This window comes from Corynebacterium uterequi, from assembly GCF_001021065.1.
Lineage (GTDB): Bacteria > Actinomycetota > Actinomycetes > Mycobacteriales > Mycobacteriaceae > Corynebacterium > Corynebacterium uterequi.
Genome location: NZ_CP011546.1, coordinates 144,382 through 162,796, shown reverse-complemented (window position 1 = coordinate 162,796; position 18,415 = coordinate 144,382). Strand labels below are relative to the sequence as shown.

Annotated in this window: 15 protein-coding genes; 12 read left to right on the top strand and 3 right to left on the bottom strand. The window is 66.0% G+C overall.

From position 1 onward, the window contains the following. Window positions 1-163: 163 nt before the first annotated feature. From CUTER_RS00770 to CUTER_RS00745, 6 genes are read left to right on the top strand one after another with little or no spacing between them, the layout of a single operon-like run. Window positions 164-3,094, top strand: a complete 2,931-nt coding sequence (locus CUTER_RS00770) for a DUF4040 family protein (RefSeq protein ID WP_047258818.1) — start codon at window positions 164-166, stop codon at window positions 3,092-3,094. Continuing rightward, window positions 3,095-3,526 (top strand): cation:proton antiporter subunit C, encoded by a 432-nt coding sequence (locus CUTER_RS00765; RefSeq protein ID WP_047258817.1) that lies wholly within the window; start codon window positions 3,095-3,097, stop codon window positions 3,524-3,526. Further along, the gene (locus tag CUTER_RS00760; RefSeq protein WP_082121200.1) at window positions 3,507-5,045 is read left to right on the top strand and encodes a monovalent cation/H+ antiporter subunit D family protein; all 1,539 of its coding nucleotides are present in this window, start codon (window positions 3,507-3,509) and stop codon (window positions 5,043-5,045) included. The genes CUTER_RS00765 and CUTER_RS00760 overlap by 20 nt, the downstream gene beginning before the upstream one ends. Before the next feature lie 3 nt (window positions 5,046-5,048). Then, a complete protein-coding gene (locus CUTER_RS00755) occupies window positions 5,049-5,465 on the top strand; it encodes a monovalent cation/H+ antiporter subunit E (RefSeq protein ID WP_047258816.1) in 417 nt (138 codons plus the stop codon). Continuing rightward, complete coding sequence (locus tag CUTER_RS00750) at window positions 5,462-5,734, top strand: cation:proton antiporter (RefSeq protein WP_052843955.1); 273 nt, start codon at window positions 5,462-5,464, stop codon at window positions 5,732-5,734. Before CUTER_RS00755 ends, CUTER_RS00750 begins: the two co-directional genes overlap by 4 nt. A gap of 5 nt (window positions 5,735-5,739) precedes the next feature. Next, complete coding sequence (locus CUTER_RS00745; protein ID WP_047258815.1) at window positions 5,740-6,096, top strand: Na+/H+ antiporter subunit G; 357 nt, start codon at window positions 5,740-5,742, stop codon at window positions 6,094-6,096. A 380-nt stretch (window positions 6,097-6,476) separates the two neighbouring features. Here the strand turns inward: CUTER_RS00745 and CUTER_RS00740 are convergent, their stop codons facing one another. Then, window positions 6,477-8,033: a catalase gene (locus CUTER_RS00740; protein ID WP_047258814.1), complete on the bottom strand. Its 1,557-nt coding sequence runs from the start codon at window positions 8,031-8,033 to the stop codon at window positions 6,477-6,479. Between the two features lie 180 nt (window positions 8,034-8,213). Here CUTER_RS00740 and CUTER_RS00735 point away from each other — a divergent pair, with 180 nt between their 5' ends. The 3 genes from CUTER_RS00735 (at window position 8,214) to CUTER_RS00725 (ending at window position 11,679) form a co-directional block, all read left to right on the top strand. After that, complete coding sequence (locus CUTER_RS00735) at window positions 8,214-8,768, top strand: RNA polymerase sigma factor (RefSeq protein WP_047260477.1); 555 nt, start codon at window positions 8,214-8,216, stop codon at window positions 8,766-8,768. Window positions 8,769-8,967: 199 nt separating this feature from the next. Then, window positions 8,968-10,350 carry a YkvI family membrane protein gene (locus CUTER_RS00730; protein ID WP_047258813.1) on the top strand — a complete coding sequence of 461 codons (1,383 nt, stop codon included), beginning with the start codon at window positions 8,968-8,970 and terminating at the stop codon, window positions 10,348-10,350. A gap of 3 nt (window positions 10,351-10,353) precedes the next feature. After that, a complete protein-coding gene (locus CUTER_RS00725) occupies window positions 10,354-11,679 on the top strand; it encodes a YkvI family membrane protein (RefSeq protein ID WP_047258812.1) in 1,326 nt (441 codons plus the stop codon). A 75-nt stretch (window positions 11,680-11,754) separates the two neighbouring features. On the opposite strand, the gene CUTER_RS00720 is transcribed toward CUTER_RS00725, so the two are convergent. Both CUTER_RS00720 and CUTER_RS00715 read right to left on the bottom strand, forming a co-directional pair. Then, entirely contained in the window at window positions 11,755-12,786 is a 1,032-nt protein-coding gene (locus CUTER_RS00720; protein ID WP_047258811.1) for an aspartate-semialdehyde dehydrogenase, read from the bottom strand. 50 nt (window positions 12,787-12,836) lie between these two features. Then, on the bottom strand, window positions 12,837-14,102 hold the full coding sequence (locus CUTER_RS00715) for an aspartate kinase (protein WP_047258810.1): 1,266 nt from the start codon (window positions 14,100-14,102) through the stop codon (window positions 12,837-12,839). A 146-nt stretch (window positions 14,103-14,248) separates the two neighbouring features. Here CUTER_RS00715 and CUTER_RS00710 point away from each other — a divergent pair, with 146 nt between their 5' ends. From CUTER_RS00710 to CUTER_RS11815, 3 genes are all read left to right on the top strand, one after another. Next, on the top strand, window positions 14,249-15,100 hold the full coding sequence (locus CUTER_RS00710) for a DMT family transporter (RefSeq protein ID WP_047260476.1): 852 nt from the start codon (window positions 14,249-14,251) through the stop codon (window positions 15,098-15,100). 290 nt (window positions 15,101-15,390) lie between these two features. After that, a complete protein-coding gene (gene leuA / locus CUTER_RS00705; RefSeq protein ID WP_047258809.1) occupies window positions 15,391-17,229 on the top strand; it encodes a 2-isopropylmalate synthase in 1,839 nt (612 codons plus the stop codon). Between the two features lie 10 nt (window positions 17,230-17,239). Continuing rightward, window positions 17,240-18,391 carry a DNA polymerase III subunit epsilon gene (locus CUTER_RS11815; RefSeq protein WP_052843954.1) on the top strand — a complete coding sequence of 384 codons (1,152 nt, stop codon included), beginning with the start codon at window positions 17,240-17,242 and terminating at the stop codon, window positions 18,389-18,391. The last annotated feature ends 24 nt before the right edge of the window (window positions 18,392-18,415 follow it).

The window sequence follows — 18,415 nt, the reverse complement described above, 5'->3', positions numbered from 1 at the left end:
GATAGTAACCAGCGACGTTGCGCCGAGGCCCTTCCCACCACTGACTTAGGCGGCGCTAAGGCGGTTGTGAGTCTCCAACTTCCGGGTGAGATACGGCGTGTAACCTTGGGTCTACTGCAAAATCTTGTACGTTTTCAATACGAAGTTCGGATGTGATGTGCGGATGACGCTACTTGTGGTAGTACTCATCGCGGTGGCAGCGGTAGCGCTGGCACCCGTGGCCGTCCGAATGATGGACAGAACTGCGGGTTGGCCTCTTGCCGGCCTGCTTCTCCTCGCCGCCGGGCTGCTGGCCCGGGAGCTGCCGGGCATCGTGTCCGGAACGCCCCTGACCTACGACGCGGTGTGGGTCTCCGGGCTCATCGGCGCCGGCGGGGACGTGACGGTCAGCTTGCGGGCCGATGGCCTGGGCGTGTTCTTCGCCCTGCTGGCGCTCGTGATCGGCGCGGTGGTGTTCATCTATTCGGCGGCTTACCTTCCTAAGAAGGAAGGAAACACCAGTTTCTACACGATCATGACGGCGTTTACCGCCTCCGTGCTCCTGCTGGTCCTGGCCAATGACGCGGTGGTGCTCTTCATCGCCTGGGAGCTCGTCTCCATTGCGTCCTTCCTGCTCATCGCCCGTTCCGGATCCGGCGGCGAGGCAGGCTCGATGCGCACCCTCATCCTGACGTTCTTCGGCGGCCTGACGCTGCTGGCCGCGTTGGCCATCGCCGCCACGAGCGTCGGCTCCACCAACATCCAGGAGATTCTCTCGTCGGACGTGTGGGGCCAGCGGCCGGGGTTGACCACGCTGGTCGCGTTGCTGGTAGCAACGAGTGCTTTCACCAAGGCCGCGCAGTTCCCCTTCCACTTCTGGCTGCCTGAGGCCATGGCCGCCGCCACCCCGGTGTCGGCCTTCCTCCATGCGGCGGCCGTCGTCAAGGCCGGCATCTACCTCTTGATCCGTTTCTCCACGGTGTTTAGCGACGTGACCGCCTGGCAGGTGACGCTCATCTGCGTCGGCATGGCAACGGCCATCATGTCGGCGATCTTCGCCGTGCAGAAGACGGACCTCAAGCACCTCACGGCCTATTCCACGGTGTCTCACCTGGGGTGGATCGTGGCGACGATCGGCGTCGGCACACCCTTCGCCATCGCTGCCGCTCTGGTGCACACGCTCGCCCACGCGCTGTTTAAGTCTTCGTTGTTCATGCTCATCGGCGTGGTCGATCACCAGGCCGGTTCGCGAGACATCCGCCGCCTCGGCAAGTTGTACGACAAGATGCCGTTCACCTTCGGCTCGGTGGTCATCGCCGCCGCGTCCATGGCTGCGGTCCCGCCGTTGTTCGGCTTCGTCTCCAAGGAGTCGATGCTCACCGCCTTCGAGGAGCTCGGGGGCGCGGCCGGCATGGCGTTGCTGATCACGGCCGGTGTCGCCGCTCTGCTGACCTTCATCTACTCCGCGAAGATCGTCTTCGGTGCCTTCGTCGACGGCCCGCGTGACATGTCGGACGTCAAGGAGGCGCCCGTCGCTCTGTGGCTGCCCGCCGCCCTGCCGGGGCTGATGTCCGTGGTCGTGCCGCTGCTGCTGGCTCGCCTCAACGCCCCGATCGACGCCGCCGTGGCCAGTGTGGCCGGCCCGGGCAGCTCCCACTCCCACCTCGCTCTGTGGCACGGGATCACCGCCCCGCTCATCGTCTCGGTGCTTGTGCTCATCCTCGGCGTCGTGGCGACGATCGCGCGCAAGCGTTACTGGCCGGCCTTCGAGGGCCGCGCCTTCCTGCCCTTCGACGGCAACGGGGTCCTCGCCGGCCTCCAGCGCGCGCTGACCGCCCTAGGCCGGGTGCTGGGCTCGCTGGCGGATTCGCTCAACCCGACCCGCCACATGGCGATGCTCATCAGCCTCATCCTTGCGCTCGGGTTCGTCACCCTGTTCGGCACGAAGGGCGTCGACGGCATCCCGCTGGCGCCGCGCGCCGACGGTTTGGATTCCTTCTGGTACCTCGACCTGGTGCCGTTCCTCGTCGTCGTTGCCTCCGTGGCGGGACTTGTGGTGTCCCGCTCCCGGCTGACGGCGGCGGTGCTCGTCGGTACCGTGGGCGTCGGCATCAGCCTGCAGATGCTGCTGCTGGGTGCGCCCGACGTGGCGTTGACGCAGTTCCTCGTCGAATCGCTCACCGTCATCGTCATCTTCCTGGCCCTGCGCCACCAGCCGCGCAGCTTCCCCAAGGCACCCCGCCGGCGCAGCATCATCGGCGCCGTCGCGGCGGTCGCCACCGGCGTCGTCGTCTTCGCCGCGGTATACGGCCTGCTGGGCCGGCATGACCGCTCCGAGCTGGCGATGTGGTACATCGACAACGCCTACGACATCGCCGGCGGCAACAACATCGTCGCAGTCATCATCGTCGAGTTCCGTGGCTTCGACACCTTGGGCGAGCTCTCCGTGCTCGGCATGGCCGCCGTGGTCCTGGCCGCGTTCGTCTCCACCATGCCGCGCTACCCCTTCCTGCGCGGCACGCACCCGAACCCCTTCGGCCAGTCCCAGCTCAACTCTCTTCCCCTGAAGAAGGCGCTGAAGCTGGCCACCCCGGTGCTCGCCGTACTCAGCGTGCTCATCTTCTTCCGCGGGCACACCGCCCCGGGCGGCGGCTTCGTCGCGGCGCTGGTCATGGCGACGGCCTTCGGCATGTCCTACATGTCCCAGGGCTCCGACGGCAAGGTCGTCTCCCGGCGCACCCCGATTTACCTCACCGGCGTGGGCATCGCGGTGGCCATCAGCGCCGGCTTCCTCGGCCTGCTGGAGGGCGGTTTCCTCTACGCCATCCACGGTCACGTGCTGGGGCAACACCTGACCACCTCGCTCATCTTCGACGGCGGCATCTACCTCTGCGTGCTGGGCATGCTCACCATGGCCATCAACGCCCTGGGCGGCTACCTGCGCGCGGGCGTCGGCGAAGCACACGAGCTGAACTACCTCGCCGAACACCCCGACCCGGACTCCACCCTCGGCATGGGCCAGGACTTCCCGGAGGACACCGACGAGGACTTCCCGCGCCCCATCAACCCGGCGGATAGCCCGAAGCTCATGTTCGCCGCGAAGGAGGAGAAGTAGATGGTTATGGCACTGACAATCTCCGTGCTCGCCGCGGGCGCGGTGTATCTCATGTTCCAGCGGGGCCTGGTGCGGATCATCTTCGCTATGTCCCTGTTGGGGCACGCGTCGAACCTGATGCTGCTGGCCACCGGCGTGGGCGCGTGGCGTGGCGAAACCTTCTTCGGCACCCGCGACCTGGCCGTCGCCGGCGACCCGCTGCCGCAGGCTTTCGTCCTCACCGCGGTCGTCATCTCGATGGCCACGACGACGTTGCTGCTGGCGACGTCGGCGCTCGGCGTCGACGATGACACCGATGACAAGCTCGTCTCCCCCGAGGGACCCGACATCGCCGACGGCACGCCCGACGTGCACGAATGGGCAGACCCCTTCTCCACCCTCGGCCGGGACCGGATCCGACAGGAGGTGCTCCATGACAGCCTCAACAGCTAGCGTGATGCTGCCGCTGTTCGTCGCGGCCCCGCTATTCCTCGCCGCCTTCGCCGTCCTCAGCCCGGTCAAGTGGCTGCGCGACGTGCTGCACATCGCCACCCCGCTGGCGCTCGCCGCCGGCGGCGGATGGTTGTTCGCCTACACGAGCACCCACGGCGCGATCTCTCAGACGATCGGCCTCTACCCCGCCGGGGTGGGCATTTCCTTCGCGGGTGATCGCTTCTCGGCGGTCATGATCGTCACGACGATGATCGTCGCCGCCACCGCCAACTGGTTCGCCACCGCCTCCGGGGAGACCACGTCGCGGTTCTACTCGACGCTGACGCTCATCCTCATCACCGGTGTCAACGGCGCATTGCTCACCGCGGACCTCTTCAACTTCTTCGTCATGATCGAGGTCATGCTGCTGCCGTCCTATGGCCTCATCGCCATGACCGGTGGGCGCGACCGTCTCCGCTCCGCCCGCGTGTTCATCCTGGTCAACCTGGCGGCGTCGACGCTGCTAGTCACCGGCGTGGGCTACGTGTACGGCGTGACCGGCGCGGTGAATATCGCCGCACTGCGCGGCGTGGCGGCCGGCAACGGCCCGGCGACGGTAGCAATGGGCATCGTCATCATCGCCCTAGTGGCCAAGGCAGGGGTGTTCCCGGTGCACACCTGGCTGCCGCGCACGTACCCCAACTCTTCCGCCGCGGTCATGGGCCTGTTCTCCGGGCTGCACACCAAAGTGGCGGTCTACATGCTCTTCCGCATCTACACCGTCATCTTCGACCTGGAGGACCGGTGGGCGTGGCTCATCGTCGTCGCCATGGTGATCTCCATGATGATCGGCGCCTTCGCCGGCCTGGCCGAGCACTCCATCCGCAAGGTCCTCGCCTACCAGATGGTCACGGGTATGCCCTTCATCCTCGTGATGCTGGCTTTCGTCGACGATCACCCGCGCGCCGCCCTGGCCGCCGGGCTCATGTACACGCTGCACCACATGATTACCGTCGGCGCGCTGGTCCTCAACTCCGGCGCGATCGAGGAGACCTACGGCACCGGGCAAATCCGGCAGCTGTCTGGGCTGATGCGACGAGACCGCTGGACCGCCGCGATCTTCGCCGCGGGTGCGTTCTCCGTGGTCGGCTTCCCGCCGTTCTCCGGCCTGTGGGGCAAGGTGATGCTGGTTCTGGGCGCCGCGTCGACGGCCGACGCTCGCTCCGTCGTGGTCATCACCGCCATCATCGTGGCTTCCTTCGGTGCCCTGCTCAGTATGCTGCGCGTGTGGCGTGAGGTGTTCTGGGGCCGCCCGATGCAGAACATGCCGGAGTATCTGCACGTTCGGTGGCGCCTGCTGGCCCCGTCGGCGCTGCTCATGGGGCTATCGTTGATGATGTTCCTCGGCGCTGGGCCGCTGTCCGCCGCAGTGTACGGTGCCACCGACTCGCTGCTCAACGTTGATGACTACGCCCAGGCGGTGCTCGGCGACGACGCCGTGGGCATCCCCGACATGACCCACCTGCAGGGAGGTCGATAAACCATGCACGCCATCGTCTACATCGCGTGGCTCATTAAGGAGATCTTCGCCGCCGGTTTCGCCGTGGCAGCCCGGGCCTTGCGCCCCGACATCGGTTTCACGCCGATGGTGGTTCGCTACCCGCTGCGGGTGACCAGCGATTGGGAGATCTTCTGGTTCTCCACCTCCATCACCGCGACCCCGTCAACGCTCTCCCTGGGCCTGCGCGAACCCGCCCGCCCCGGCGACCCGCGCATCCTCCTGGTCCAGGATGCCTTTGGCGACGACCCGGCGGAGATCACCCGGGGCCTGGCCGACATGGAGGTCCGTCTCGCCCCGCATGTGGCGGGCATCGACCACGGGGTTCCGGGTCAGGGATCCGCCGAGGAGCTGCCCATCGAGTACTACGACTACACCAGCCCGAGGAGGGTAGTGAAGTGAGCATCTTCTCCTGGATAATCGCCGCCTCGATGGCCGTCATGGCGCTGAGCATGGTGGCCGGCGTGGCGCTGATCCTCAAGACCTCCGACGTCGTCAGCCGCGCCGTGGTCGCCGACCTCGTGTTCTACGGCATGGTGGCGTTCTACCTCACCTATTCGATCATCAACGAGACGTTCATCAGCTACGAGGTCGCTATCCTGGCGGCAATCGTGGCCGGGGTCATGCCGACGCTGTCCATGTCCCGCATCGTCACCCGAGGAAGGAGGTAAGGGCAATGACGTGGTACGAAATCATCGTGGCAGCCCTCGTCGTGCTCGCGGCGGCTATGGCGCTGGTAACCGCCATCGCTCAGTGGCGCGCCCCAGACGCACTAACCCGGGTCAATCTCATGGGCCCGCTGGTGGGTGTGGGACTCCCGGTGCTCATCGTGGCGAAGCTCATCTACGACTGGGCTACCCGAGGCTTCGACCCCAATGACTTCGTCCGGGCGATCATCGCTATCGCCGGACTGTGGGTCATCGCGTCCGTCGGCTCTTTCTACATGGGCCGCGCGGTCTACGGCGTCACCGTCGTCGATTCCACCCCGGAAGGCGCCGAACGCGAAGGCGACCCCGAGCGCCAGCGCCCCTGAGAACCCTACATTGACTGAAGGCCGGGCCCGCCGCGTAGCGGGCTCGGCCTTCGTCGTGGGCAGGCAGCCACCATCGGGGAATGTTCTAGCTAATGATCAGGAGACGAAAGACCCTGCTCCGGGCAACCCTGCAATGAAACATCGTGCTCATGATCTGCGACAAACGCTAGGAAACGGAAGCCACTCGTTGCTAAGTCTGCTGGGCCTGCTGGTTTTTCTGCTGCCCTAGATTACTGATGCCCTTGATGATTTCCGGCAGGCGGCGGCAGCCGGGGCCGGCGTCATTGTGGTCAGTCACGACCCCTGGGTGATCGGCCACTGCGACGCCGCCTATTCGCTCGCTTCTAACGGGGCCGGCGGCGTCGTGGGCTTAGGCCCCGCTACTTAGCGGCGGTGAAGATCTCCTCGACGCGCTTGGCGAGCTTCTTGTCCACGTTGGCCCAGTAGGCGTAGACGCGCTTCTCCAGCTCGGCGGAGACACCAGCCATCGCGCCGGCGATGTTGTTGGCGAGCTCCTCCTTCTCGTCGTCGTTGTAGACGTCGCGGTAGAGGATGGTGGCCTGGATGTAGTCGTCATCCTCCGCGTGCTTGATGTAGGCGCCACGGGTGAGATCGGTGCCGTGAGCGTCAACGCCGATCATGGCGTCGGAAGCCTCACCGTACTGGTTCGCCGCTCCGAAGGTGTCACCGTGGTTGGAGGTGACGCCGTCGTCCAGGTAGCCGGCGCCGTACTGGGTGGCGTTCGGCGTGGAGACCGGGTGGTCGGCGGCCTGGAACTCGTAGTTCATGGCGCCGTTCTGCGAGTAGGTGTTGACATCAAACACCGGACGGTTGACCGGCAGCTGGCGGTAGTTCGGCCCGATGCGGTAGCGCTGCTGGTCGGCGTAGGCGAAGATGCGGCCCTGGAGCATCTTGTCCGGGGAGAAGCCGATGCCCGGGACGAGGTTGCTCGGGTCGAGCGCCAGCTGCTCGATCTGGGCGAAGAAGTTCACCGGGTTGCGGTTGAGCTCGAAGTAGCCGACCTTGATGCGCGGGTAGTCCTTCTTGGACCAGGTCTTGGTCAGGTCGAAGGGGTTGAAGCGGTAGTTCTCCGCCTCGTCAACCGGCATGATCTGGACGTAGACGTCCCAGCGGGGGAAGTCGCCGGCCTCGATGGACTCGTAGAGGTCCTGGCGGTGCAGGTCCGGGGTCTCGCCGGCGGCCTTGGTGGCCTCGGCGTCGGTGAAGTTGTGCACGCCCTGCTGAGAGAGGAAGTGGTACTTGACCCACACCGGGGTGCCCTCGGCGTTGATCCACTGGAAGGTGTGGGAGCCATAGCCGTTCATCTCACGCGCGGAGCGCGGCGTGCCGCGGCTGCCCATGAGGTAGGTGACCTGGTGGGTGGTTTCCGGGGTGCGGGTCCAGAAGTCCCACTGCATCTCGGCGGAGCGCAGGCCGGTGGCGGGGTGGCGCTTCTGGGAGTGGATGAAGTCGGGGAACTTGATGGCGTCGCGCAGGAAGAACACCGGGGTGTTGTTACCCACGATGTCGTAGTTGCCCTCGTTGGTGTAGAAGCGCAGGGCGAAGCCGTGAACGTCGCGCCAGGTGTCCGGGGAGCCAGACTCGCCGGCGACGGTGGAGAAGCGGGCGGCCATCGGGGTGACCCGGCCGGGCTGGAAGAGGTCCGCCTTGGTGTACTTGCTGACGTCCTCGGTGATGTGCAGCTCGCCGAAGGCGCCGAGACCCTTGGCGTGCGGGATGCGGTCCGGCACCATCTCGCGGTCGAAGTGGGCCAGCTTCTCAATCAGGTGGATGTCATTGAGGATGACGGCACCCTGGCTGCCCTGGGTGATGGAGTGGTTCTCGCTGGCCACCGGGGCGCCGGAGTGGCGCTGGGAGTTCTTGGGGTTGGCGGGCTTTTGGAGCCCGCGGTTCAGAATGTCGTCGACGTTCGCCATCGCGCATTCTCCTCTCGTGTCCTGGACTGGAAGATAGCTCTGGTCTATTAGTTGCGTACCACTTATAGGGTAGTTTCCTTCGGTGGATCCCGCAAGGGTGAGCCCATCAAGAAGCCTACGTCGCTTCTGACAATCGTGACGGCCTACTTTTCACCGAGCCCGACTGCTACTCTGTCGAAAGTGTCCACTAGCTCCCCTCACCAGCACGATCGGGTCACCGAACTCGCCTTGCGTGCCGGCAAAGGGGACAAGCGCGCCCTCGACGAATTCATCCGCGCCACCCACGATGACGTCTGGCGTCTCCTCGCCCACCTCGCCGGCCCCGAGCTCGCCGACGACCTCACCCAGGACACCTATCTCCGCGTCCTCGGCGCGCTGCCGCGTTTCGCCGCGCGTTCGTCGGCGCGCACCTGGCTGCTCTCCCTCGCCCGGCGCGCCTGGGTGGACAACATCCGGCGGGAGCGTTCCCGGCCGCGAGCGAGCACTGTCACCTACGAAGACGCCACCGCCGCGACCCCCGACCTCGGAGCCGATCAATCGCAGTGGAGCGAGTGGATCGACGCCCGCTCGCTCATCGACCAGCTGCCTGCTGAGCGTCGTGAAGCCCTCATCCTCACCCAAGTGCTCGGATACTCTTACGAGGAGGCCGCGACCATCACCGGCGTGCGCATCGGCACCATCCGCTCCCGCGTGGCCCGCGCCCGGCGCGACCTCATCGCCACCACCAAGAGCTGAAAAAATGCCACGCCAAGGGTGTCCAAGCTGAAACGCACCTGAGCAACCTATTACCCTTGACGGTGCTCGATACTCGCGATGCCTGTCTTCCTTAAGCTAGTCCCCATCGAGTCGCCACCGCGCCATACCGAGGGCGCGCACGCCAAGATTCTTCGTGTACGTGGCGGGGCAGCGTCGCTGATAGGGAAAATTAGCCGATATGTTTAAACGCGCTTTGTCAATAGCCCTGGCCTTCACCGGCATCATCGTCGGCGCCGGCTTCGCCTCCGGCCAGGAGGCGCTGCAGTTCTTCGTCGCCTTCGGCCTGTGGGGTGTCGCCGGCGCGGCCGTCGCATCCATCCTCATGATCGTCACCGGCGTGGCCCTGCTGCAGCTCGGCAGCTACTTCCAAGCCCAGGAACACATGAGTGTGCTCGGCCGCATCTCCAACAAGGTGGTGGCCTGGATCCTCGATATTTCCACGATCGTGACCCTCTTCGCCATCGGCTTCGTCATGTTCGCCGGCGGCGGATCCAACCTCAACCAGCAGTTCGGGCTACCCGTGTGGGTGGGCGCCCTCATCATGCTCGTCCTCGTGCTCATCACCGGCATGCTTGACGTGGACAAGGTCACCGCCGTCATCGGCGCCATTACGCCCTTCGTCATCATCTTCATCCTTTTTGTCACCATCTGGACCATCTCCACCTCGGAATGGGACTTCGCCGGGCTCCACGCCTACGCCGTGGACAACGTCGCCACCACCCTGCCGAACTGGTGGATCTCCGCGCTGAACTACATCGGCCTGTGCGTCATGACCGCGGTCTCTATGGCCATCGTCATCGGCGGCAACATGATGGACACGAAGGCCGCCGGCTACGGTGGCGTGCTTGGCGGGTTGTTCTTCCTGGTCATGCTGTTCCTGCTCGTGCTGGCGCTGTTCGCACAGGTGGAGACCGTCACCGGCGCCGCCATGCCGGTGCTCGCCCTCATCAACAACATCCACCCGTCGCTGGGTATCGCCATGACCTTCGTGGTCTTCGGCATGATCTTCAACACCGCTGTCGGTATGTTCTACGCTCTCGGCAAGCGGCTGACCCGCAAGCGTCGCAGCCTCTACCGACCGGTCTACATCGTCGCCTGCCTCATCGGCTTCGTGCTGTCCTTCGTCGGCTTCGAGTCCCTCGTCGCCTACGTGTACCCGGCGCTGGGCTACATGGGCATCCTCATGATCGTCGTGCTCTCCGCCGCGTGGCTGCGTGGCCGCACCAAGCTCACCGCCGAGGGGCGTCGACGCGCCCGGGCGTTGGCTCTGACTGAGCGCAAGCTTGACCCGCGGATGCGCTTTTCCAAGCGCAACGAGCGTGAGCTGGCGAAGCTGACCAAGGACTCCAACATCGAGGATGCGGCGTTCACCGAGTCCATCGAGGAGGAGATCTACGACAAGCTGGAGGCCGACGACGACCTGCCGGATTACGACCGCGAGGAGGAGTCCGACACCGTCACCTACGTCACCCACACCGAGCCCGTCGCGCAGGGCGACACGAACTACGTCGAGGTGGACGACGACGCCTCCGACGCCGCCGAACGCAACGAGAAACGGTAGATCATGTTCAAACGTGCCTTGGCCATCTCCATGGCCTTCACCGGCGTCATCGTCGGCGCCGGCTTCGCCTCGGGGCAAGAAGCCATCCAGTACTTCGTCACCTTCGGCACGAAGGGCATCCTCGGCGTTCTGCTCTCGTCGACGCTCATGATCGTCGTCGGCGTGTCACTGCTGCAGTTGGGAAGCTACTACCAGGCCCGCGAGCACATGAACGTGCTGAGCAACATCTCTAACCAGGCACTCGCCTGGATCCTGGACATCGCGACCATCGTCTCGTTGTTCTCCTTCGGCTTTGTCATGTTCGCCGGCGGCGGATCCAACCTCAACCAGCAGTTCGGGCTGCCCGTGTGGGCGGGCGCGCTTATCCTGCTTATCCTCGTGCTCATCACCGGCATGCTCGACGTCGATAAGGTGTCCGCGGTCATCGGCGCCATCACCCCCTTCGTCATCCTGTTCATCGTGGGAGTGACGGTGTACACGCTTATGACGTCGCAGTGGAGCATCGCGGAGCTCAACGTCGCCACCCAGGAGATCGAACGCTCCGCGGCGCTGCCGAACTGGTGGCTGGCCGCCATCAACTACACCGGCATGAACGTCATGATCTCGGTGTCCATGGCGATTGTCATCGGCGGCAACTTCGTCGACACGAAGGCCGCCGGCTACGGCGGTATGCTCGGCGGGTTCTTCTACCTGCTCATGCTCCTGCTGCTCGTCATCGCACTCTTCCTTCAGGTGGAGACCGTCAACGGCACGGCGATGCCAGTGCTCACGCTCATTAACGAGATCCACCCGGCGCTCGGCGTCGCGATGACCTTCGTCATCTTCGGCATGATCTTCAATACCGCCATCGCGATGTTCTTCGCCCTCGGCAAGCGGCTGACCCGCAAGCGTCGCAGCCTGTACCGGCCGGTGTTCATCACCGCCTGCCTCATCGGCTTCGCGCTGTCCTTCGTCGGATTCCAGTCGCTCGTCGCCTACCTCTACCCGGTCCTGGGCTACCTGGGCATCCTCATGATCGTCGTGCTGTCGACGGCGTGGCTGCGCGGCGGGTCCAAGCTCCGCGCGGAGGGCCGCCGTCGCGCCCGTGCCCTGGCTTTGACCCAGCGCAAGCTGGACCCCCGGCTGCGCTTCTCCAAGCGCAACGAGCGGGAACTGGCGAAGCTGACAAAGGACTCCAACATCGAGGACGCCGTGCTGGCGGAGCATCTTGAGGAGGAGATCCACGACCAGCTGGAGGCCGACGACGATCTCCCCGATTACGACCGCACCGACGTATCCAACCCGGTCACGTACGTCGAGCACACCGAACCCACCGCCCGGGAAAGCTAAGAAGCACGAAAGCCCCTCTCCCGCCGGCGCGGTGCGCACGGGGTCTTTAGGAGAGGGGCCGGGTGGTGCTAGTGACTACACCAGCAGCTCGGCGATCTGGATGGTGTTGAGCGCCGCGCCCTTGCGCAGGTTGTCACCGGAGACGACGAGGACGAGGCCCTTGTTGTCCTCGACGGTCTGATCCTGGCGGATGCGCCCGACCAGGGACTCGTCCACACCGGCGGCGGCCAGCGGCGTCGGCACGTCGACGACCTTCACGCCCGGGGCGTCGGCGAGCAGCTGCTGCGCCTGCTCCGGGGTGATCGGGTTATCGAACTGGGCGTGGATGACCATCGTGTGACCGGTGAACACCGGGATGCGCACGCAGGTGGCGGAGACCTTCAGGTCCGGGATGCGCAGGATCTTGCGGGATTCGTTGCGCAGCTTCTGCTCCTCGTCGGTCTCGAAGGAGCCGTCGTCGACGAGGTTGCCGGCCCACGGCACCGCATTGAACGCGATGGGTGCAACGTAGGGGCCGAGGTCCTCCGGGCTGAGCACGGAGCCGTCGTGGGTGAGCTCGACGTTACGGTCGCCCACCTCGGCGACCTGCTTGGCGAGGGTCTCCACGCCGGCCAGGCCGGAGCCGGACACCGCCTGGTAGGAAGAGACGTGCATCTGGTTGAGGCCGGCGGCGTTGTGCAGGACGCTCATCACCGGCATGGCGGACATGGTGGTGCAGTTCGGGTTGGCGATGATGCCCTTGGGCAGGTCAGCGGCCACGTCCGGGTTGACCTCGGAGACGATGAGCGGGACCACCGGGTCCTTGCGCCAGGCGGAGGAGTTGTCGACGACCTTGGCGCCGGCCTCGGCGAAGACGGGGGCCCACTGCTGCGACGTCGAACCGCCGGCGGAGAACAGGGCGATGTCGATGCCCTTGAGGGACTCAACGGTCTGCTGGGTGAGATCCTCGACGACGACTGCCTCGCCCTTGAAGTCCAGCTCGGTGCCGGCGGAACGCGGCGAGGAGAAGAAGCGGACGGTGTCCACGGGGAAGTTGCGCTCGATGAGGATGTCGCGCATGACGCGGCCGACCTGGCCGGTGGCGCCTACGACTGCAACGGTGGTCATGGTGAAGTGGGCTCCTAAAAGCTAAAAGGTGGTGGGATCTTTTACGTTCGCTAGCGGCCGGTGCCGGCGTAGACGGTGGCGACCTCGTCGCCACCGAGCTGGAACTTGTCGTGGATGGCGCGGGCGGCCTCGGCGAGGTCGGCCTCGCGGATGACCGCGGTGAGACGGATCTCCGAGGTGGTGAACATCTCAATGTTGATGTTCTTGTCACGCAGGGCCTCGGAGAAGTCGGCGGTGACCCCCGGGTGGGACTTCATGCCGGCGCCGACGAGGGAGACCTTGCCGATCTGGTCGTCGTAGAGCACGTTCTCCCAGCCGCCCTCGGCCTTGAGCTTGCTGAGCAGCTCCAGGGCCTCCGGGCCGGCGGCGCGGGGGCAGGTGAAGGTGATGTCGGTGGTGTTGTCGGCGATGGCGGAGACGTTCTGCAACACCATGTCGATGTTGATCTCGGCGTCGGCCAGGGCGCGGAACACCTTGGCTGCCTCGCCGGGGACGTCCTTGACGCCGAGGATGGTGATCTTGGCTTCGGACTGGTCGGTGGCGACACCGGTCAGGACTGCTTCTTCCACGGGAATATCCTCCATTGAACCGGCCACGAGAGTGCCGGGGTCGTTGCTATAAGACGAACGGACGCGCATCGGCACGCCCCAGGCGCGGGCGTATTCGACGCTGCGCAGCACCAGAATCTTGCTGCCCGACGCCGCCAGCTCCAGCATCTCCTCGAAGCTGAGCTTGTCGAGCTTCTGCGCATCGGGGACGATGCGCGGATCCGCGGTGTACACACCGTCGACGTCTGAATAAATCTCGCACACGTCGGCCTTGAGGGCGGCGGCCAGCGCCACCGCGGTGGTGTCGGAACCACCACGGCCGAGGGTGGTGACGTCGCGAGTTTCCTTGTTGACGCCCTGGAAACCGGCGACGATGCAGATCTTGCCCTGGGCGAGGGCGTCGGTGACGCGGCCCGGGGTGACGTCGACGATGCGGGCGTTACCGTGGCGCTCCGTGGTCAACACGCCGGCCTGCGAACCGGTGAAAGACTGGGCCTCACCGCCGAGGGATGCGACGGCCATGGCGACCAGGGCATTGGAGATGCGCTCGCCGGCGGTAAGGAGCATGTCCATCTCGCGGGCGGGCGGGACGGGATTGACCTGGGCGGCGAGGTCCAACAGCTCGTCGGTGGTGTCACCCATGGCCGAGCACACGACGACGACGTCGTTGCCGGCCTTCTTAGTGGCGACGATGCGTTCCGCCACGGCGCGAATTCGTTCGGCCGACTCCAGTGAGGAACCGCCGTATTTCTGAACGACCAGTGCCACGAGGGGCCACCTTCCTGTGCGTTAGGTTGGGATGATGATTGGTAGATATCTTAGCCGGAATAGATATCTCACTGGCAACCCGAATTGATCTCACCATATGGGATGGATTGGATTGGCTGTCCGCGGCCCGACTACGCTCGGTCGACGTGCACAATGATGTCCTCGCAGTCGCCTTCGCCCTCGCTTCGGCGTTGGTCATCGCGTGGGGAACCGTCGTGCGCCACCGCATCTCCCGCCGCGGAAACCAGAACGGATCGCTGCGCGACTCCCCCATCGTCACCGCCCTTACCAGCCCCTTGTGGTGGGCGGGCATGTCCACCGCCATCCTGGGTTACCTCCTGGAGGCGACCGCCCTGGCCTTCGGAACCCTGCTCGTGGTGCAGCCAACCCTGGTGCTGTCGCTGCTCTTCACGCTCGTCCTCTCCGCCCGAATGAGCCGGCGGCGCATGACCCGGCACGAGACAGTCTGGGCGATCATCCTTACCGCCGGCGTGGCGGTGGTGGTCACCCTGGGCAAGCCGCTTCCCGGCGACGTCGACCCTCCCGCTGACCGGTGGATGGGGGCGTTCATCGTCGGCTGCCTGGCCCTTGGCACAATCACCTGGATCGCCACCTACCTGCACGGACCCCGCCGCGCCCTGGCTTTGGGCATCGTCTGCGGCGCCCTCTTCGGGTACGTGGCGGTACTGTCCAAGGCGTTCATCGACGTCGTCGTCCACCACGGGCCCGGCGCGGCGCTGGTGGCCTGGGAGACCTATGGGATGATCGCCGGCGCGGTGCTAGGGACCGTCGTCCAGCAGTACTCCTTTAATTCCGGGGAGCTTCGCCATTCCCTGCCGGCCATGAGCGTGTCGACGCCGCTGGTGGCGCTGACGGTGGGCATGATCGTGCTCCGCGAGCACTTCCAGATCGACTCGGTGGCCGGCTGGGTGGTCATGGCTGTCGCGATCAGCGCCATGACGGCCGGGACTATCCAGCTCAGCCGCCGGCAGGAGTAACGGGACCAGTAGGCGGGGTATTCCGCATTTTCTCGCCGTTCGTATCGACAATCGTGATCCACCGCACTACAGTGAGCACCATGCGTATTGCGGCACGCCGCCACAGCGGCCTCCTTCTGTGCCGCGGCGGGGCCTGACCTGGCAGAACACGACCGGCACCCCGTCGCGGAGGTTTTGTTGCCGGTCGTGAAAGCCGCAGCTACCAGGTTTTATAGACTGGCGCTGCGAACTGTAGCTGAGAATCCCGCGGGGCTAAGGCTCCCGCGACCCGACGCATTAAGGACATCCCCATGAGCCCTTCCAACTCCTTTATCTCCGCTCCGCAAGACATCACCACCCCTTCCGGCCCCGTACCAGCGGATCAGCCCGCCTGGAACAAGCAGCGCGGCTCCGCCATGCCGGTCCACCGCTACCTGCCCTTCGCCGAAGAGGTAGAGGACGTGCAGCTGCCTGACCGCACCTGGCCGGATAAGAAGATCACCCGCGCCCCCCAGTGGTGCGCCGTGGACCTGCGCGACGGCAACCAGGCGCTCATCGACCCGATGAGCCCCGAGCGCAAGCGCCGCATGTTCGAGCTGCTGGTGAAGATGGGCTACAAGGAGATCGAGGTCGGCTTCCCGTCGGCCTCCCAGACGGACTTCGACTTCGTCCGGGAGATCATCGAGAAGAACATGATTCCCGAGGACGTCACCATCCAGGTCCTCGTCCAGGCCCGCGAGCATCTCATTCGCCGTACCTTCGAGGCCTGCGAGGGCGCCAGCAACGTCATCGTGCACTTCTACAACTCCACGTCGAAGCTGCAGCGTCGCGTCGTCTTCCGCAAGGACCGCCCGGCCATCAAGAAGCTGGCCACCGACGCTGCTGAGCTCATTAAGACCATCGCCGCCGACTACCCGGATACCAACTGGCGCTGGGAGTACTCGCCGGAGTCCTTCACCGGCACCGAGCGGGACTTCGCCCTCGAGGTGTGCGACGCCGTCGTCGACATCATGGGCGCCACCCCGGACAACCCGATGATTATCAACCTGCCGTCGACGGTGGAGATGATTACCCCGAACATCTACGCCGACCAGATCGAGTGGATGCACCGCAACTTCGCCAAGCGGGACTCCATCATCCTCTCCCTGCACCCGCACAACGACCGCGGCGAGGGCATCGCCGCCGCCGAGCTGGGCTACCTGGCCGGCGCGGATCGCATCGAAGGCTGCCTGTTCGGCAACGGTGAACGCACCGGCAACGTGGACCTCATCACCCTGGGGCTGAACATGCTCACCCAGGGCGTGGACCCGCAGATCGACTTCTCGGACATCAACAAGATCCGCGCCACCGTCGAATACTGCAACCAGCTGCGCGTCCCGGAGCGCCACCCCTACGGCGGCGACCTGGTCTTCACCGCCTTCTCCGGCTCCCACCAGGACGCCGTCAACAAGGGCCTCGACGCCCTGGCCGCCATCGTCAAGCCCGGCGCGTCGAGCACCGACGTCACCTGGGAAGAGCTGCGCGAAACCACGTGGGAGGTGCCCTACCTGCCCATCGACCCGAAGGACGTCGGCCGCACCTACGAGGCCGTCATCCGCGTCAACTCCCAGTCCGGCAAGGGCGGCGTGGCCTACATCATGAAGACGGACCATGGCATCGCCATGCCGCGGGCGATGCAGCAGGAGTTCTCCTCCGTCGTCCAGGCCGTGACCGACTCCGAAGGCGGCGAGGTCGACTCCACGGCCATGTGGGACCTCTTCGCCGCCGAATACCTGGAGCGCGACGACGTCCTCAAGCAGCTGGAAATCGACGTGGAGAACGCCCGCACCGACGGCGCGAACGCCCGCGTCACCGCCACCGTCGAGTACCGCGGTGACACCCACACCATCTCCGGGGAGGGCAACGGCCCCATCGCCGCCTACGCCAACGCCCTGGAGCAGCTGGGTATCGAGCTCGAAGTGCAGGACTACTCCCAGCACTCCCGCTCCGCCGGCGACGACGCGGAGGCCGCCTGCTACATCAACGCCACGGTGGGCACCGCGAAGGTGTGGGGTGTCGGCATCGCCGGCTCCACCACCTTCGCCTCGCTCAAGGCGTGCACCTCGGCGGTCAACCGCGCCGCGGCCGGCTACGAACCGAAGGGCTACTAGGCTCGGGGTAATGAGTAGCACCGCCGTCGAGCCAGCCGCTGACCCCAGCGTGCAGGAATATCCGTACGTCGCCGTCGTCGGGCACGCGTCGGGCCTGCACCCCGCGACGTCGCGGCTAATTACCCTCGACGCGGTGACATTCTCCGACGCTGGGGAGATCGGCGAACACCAACGCTTCGTGTTCAACCCCGGCACCCCCCACAGCACCGCCCACAGCACCGCGGAGGCGACGGCGGGAGGCAAGGGCGGCAAGGGTAGCAGGAACGGCAAGGCCGGGAAGACGGCGGCGAAGGGCAAGCACCCGCAGCGCAGCCAGCACCGCACCGACCCGGGCCCGACGCACATGCACGGCCTCACCGCCGAGGAGATCGCGGAGGCAGTCGCCTTCTCCAAGCACCTCAAGGCCCTCGACGCGCTGCTCGACGGGCGGGTGCTCATCGCCCACGACGCGCCAAGCGTGTGGGGGTTCATCGTCTCCGAGGCGCGCATCGCCATGCACACCGCCGCCCGAGCCAACCGTTCCCGCGGGAGGGGACGGCACCGCCGGCGCCGCCGCGTCGGGCATGTGCCCGAGCCGGCGCTGATCGTCGATACCCTCGCCACCGCCCGCCGCCAGCTCGTCACCCTGCCCGATACTCGGGTGGCCGCCGTCGCCCGGCACTACGGGCTTGATGCCCCCGACCCGACGGCGAGCGTGGAGCGCGCGCGTCGCGACGCCGCGGAGGTCGCCCGCGAGCTCACCGACGTGCTCATCGAGCTCTACCTGGAGCAGCTAGCGCGCGACGCGGACAGCCTCGTGCAGTACGAGCCGGGCGACCTACGGGCGGACCGCGCCGGGTTGCAGCGCTCCAGCGTGCGGGTCGACGCCGTCGACGCGCCTCGTCCCCTCCCCAATCCCGGGGTCTACGACCCGGCCGAAGGGCTCAAGGCCGGCATGGAGGTCGTCGTCGCCCCCGAGATCGCCGAGGACCCGGACCGAATCATCGAGGCGGCCCTGCGCGCCGAGCTCGTCTACTCCGAGAAACTCACCCGCGAGTCCTCCCTGGTGGTGTGCAACGCCCGCGAGAAGCTCGTCGGCAAGGCCATGCACGCGGCGCGTAAAGGCATCCCACTGGTCAGCGACCGCGAATTCTTGGACGCGCTCACCACGATGCGCGCTTAACGTCGTTCGCCACCGGCGGCGTAT

Excerpts from the sequence above, each read along its gene's own strand:
- CUTER_RS00740 (WP_047258814.1), bottom strand. The coding sequence starts at position 8,033 with ATGGCGAACGTCGACGACATTCTGAACCGCGGGCTCCAAAAGCCCGCC.
- CUTER_RS00720 (WP_047258811.1), bottom strand. The coding sequence starts at position 12,786 with ATGACCACCGTTGCAGTCGTAGGCGCCACCGGCCAGGTCGGCCGCGTC.
- CUTER_RS00755 (WP_047258816.1), top strand. The coding sequence starts at position 5,049 with ATGCACGCCATCGTCTACATCGCGTGGCTCATTAAGGAGATCTTCGCC.
- CUTER_RS00770 (WP_047258818.1), top strand. The coding sequence starts at position 164 with ATGACGCTACTTGTGGTAGTACTCATCGCGGTGGCAGCGGTAGCGCTG.
- leuA (WP_047258809.1), top strand. The coding sequence starts at position 15,391 with ATGAGCCCTTCCAACTCCTTTATCTCCGCTCCGCAAGACATCACCACC.
- CUTER_RS00760 (WP_082121200.1), top strand. The coding sequence starts at position 3,507 with ATGACAGCCTCAACAGCTAGCGTGATGCTGCCGCTGTTCGTCGCGGCC.
- CUTER_RS00745 (WP_047258815.1), top strand. The coding sequence starts at position 5,740 with ATGACGTGGTACGAAATCATCGTGGCAGCCCTCGTCGTGCTCGCGGCG.
- CUTER_RS11815 (WP_052843954.1), top strand. The coding sequence starts at position 17,240 with ATGAGTAGCACCGCCGTCGAGCCAGCCGCTGACCCCAGCGTGCAGGAA.
- CUTER_RS00730 (WP_047258813.1), top strand. The coding sequence starts at position 8,968 with ATGTTTAAACGCGCTTTGTCAATAGCCCTGGCCTTCACCGGCATCATC.
- CUTER_RS00725 (WP_047258812.1), top strand. The coding sequence starts at position 10,354 with ATGTTCAAACGTGCCTTGGCCATCTCCATGGCCTTCACCGGCGTCATC.
- CUTER_RS00765 (WP_047258817.1), top strand. The coding sequence starts at position 3,095 with ATGGTTATGGCACTGACAATCTCCGTGCTCGCCGCGGGCGCGGTGTAT.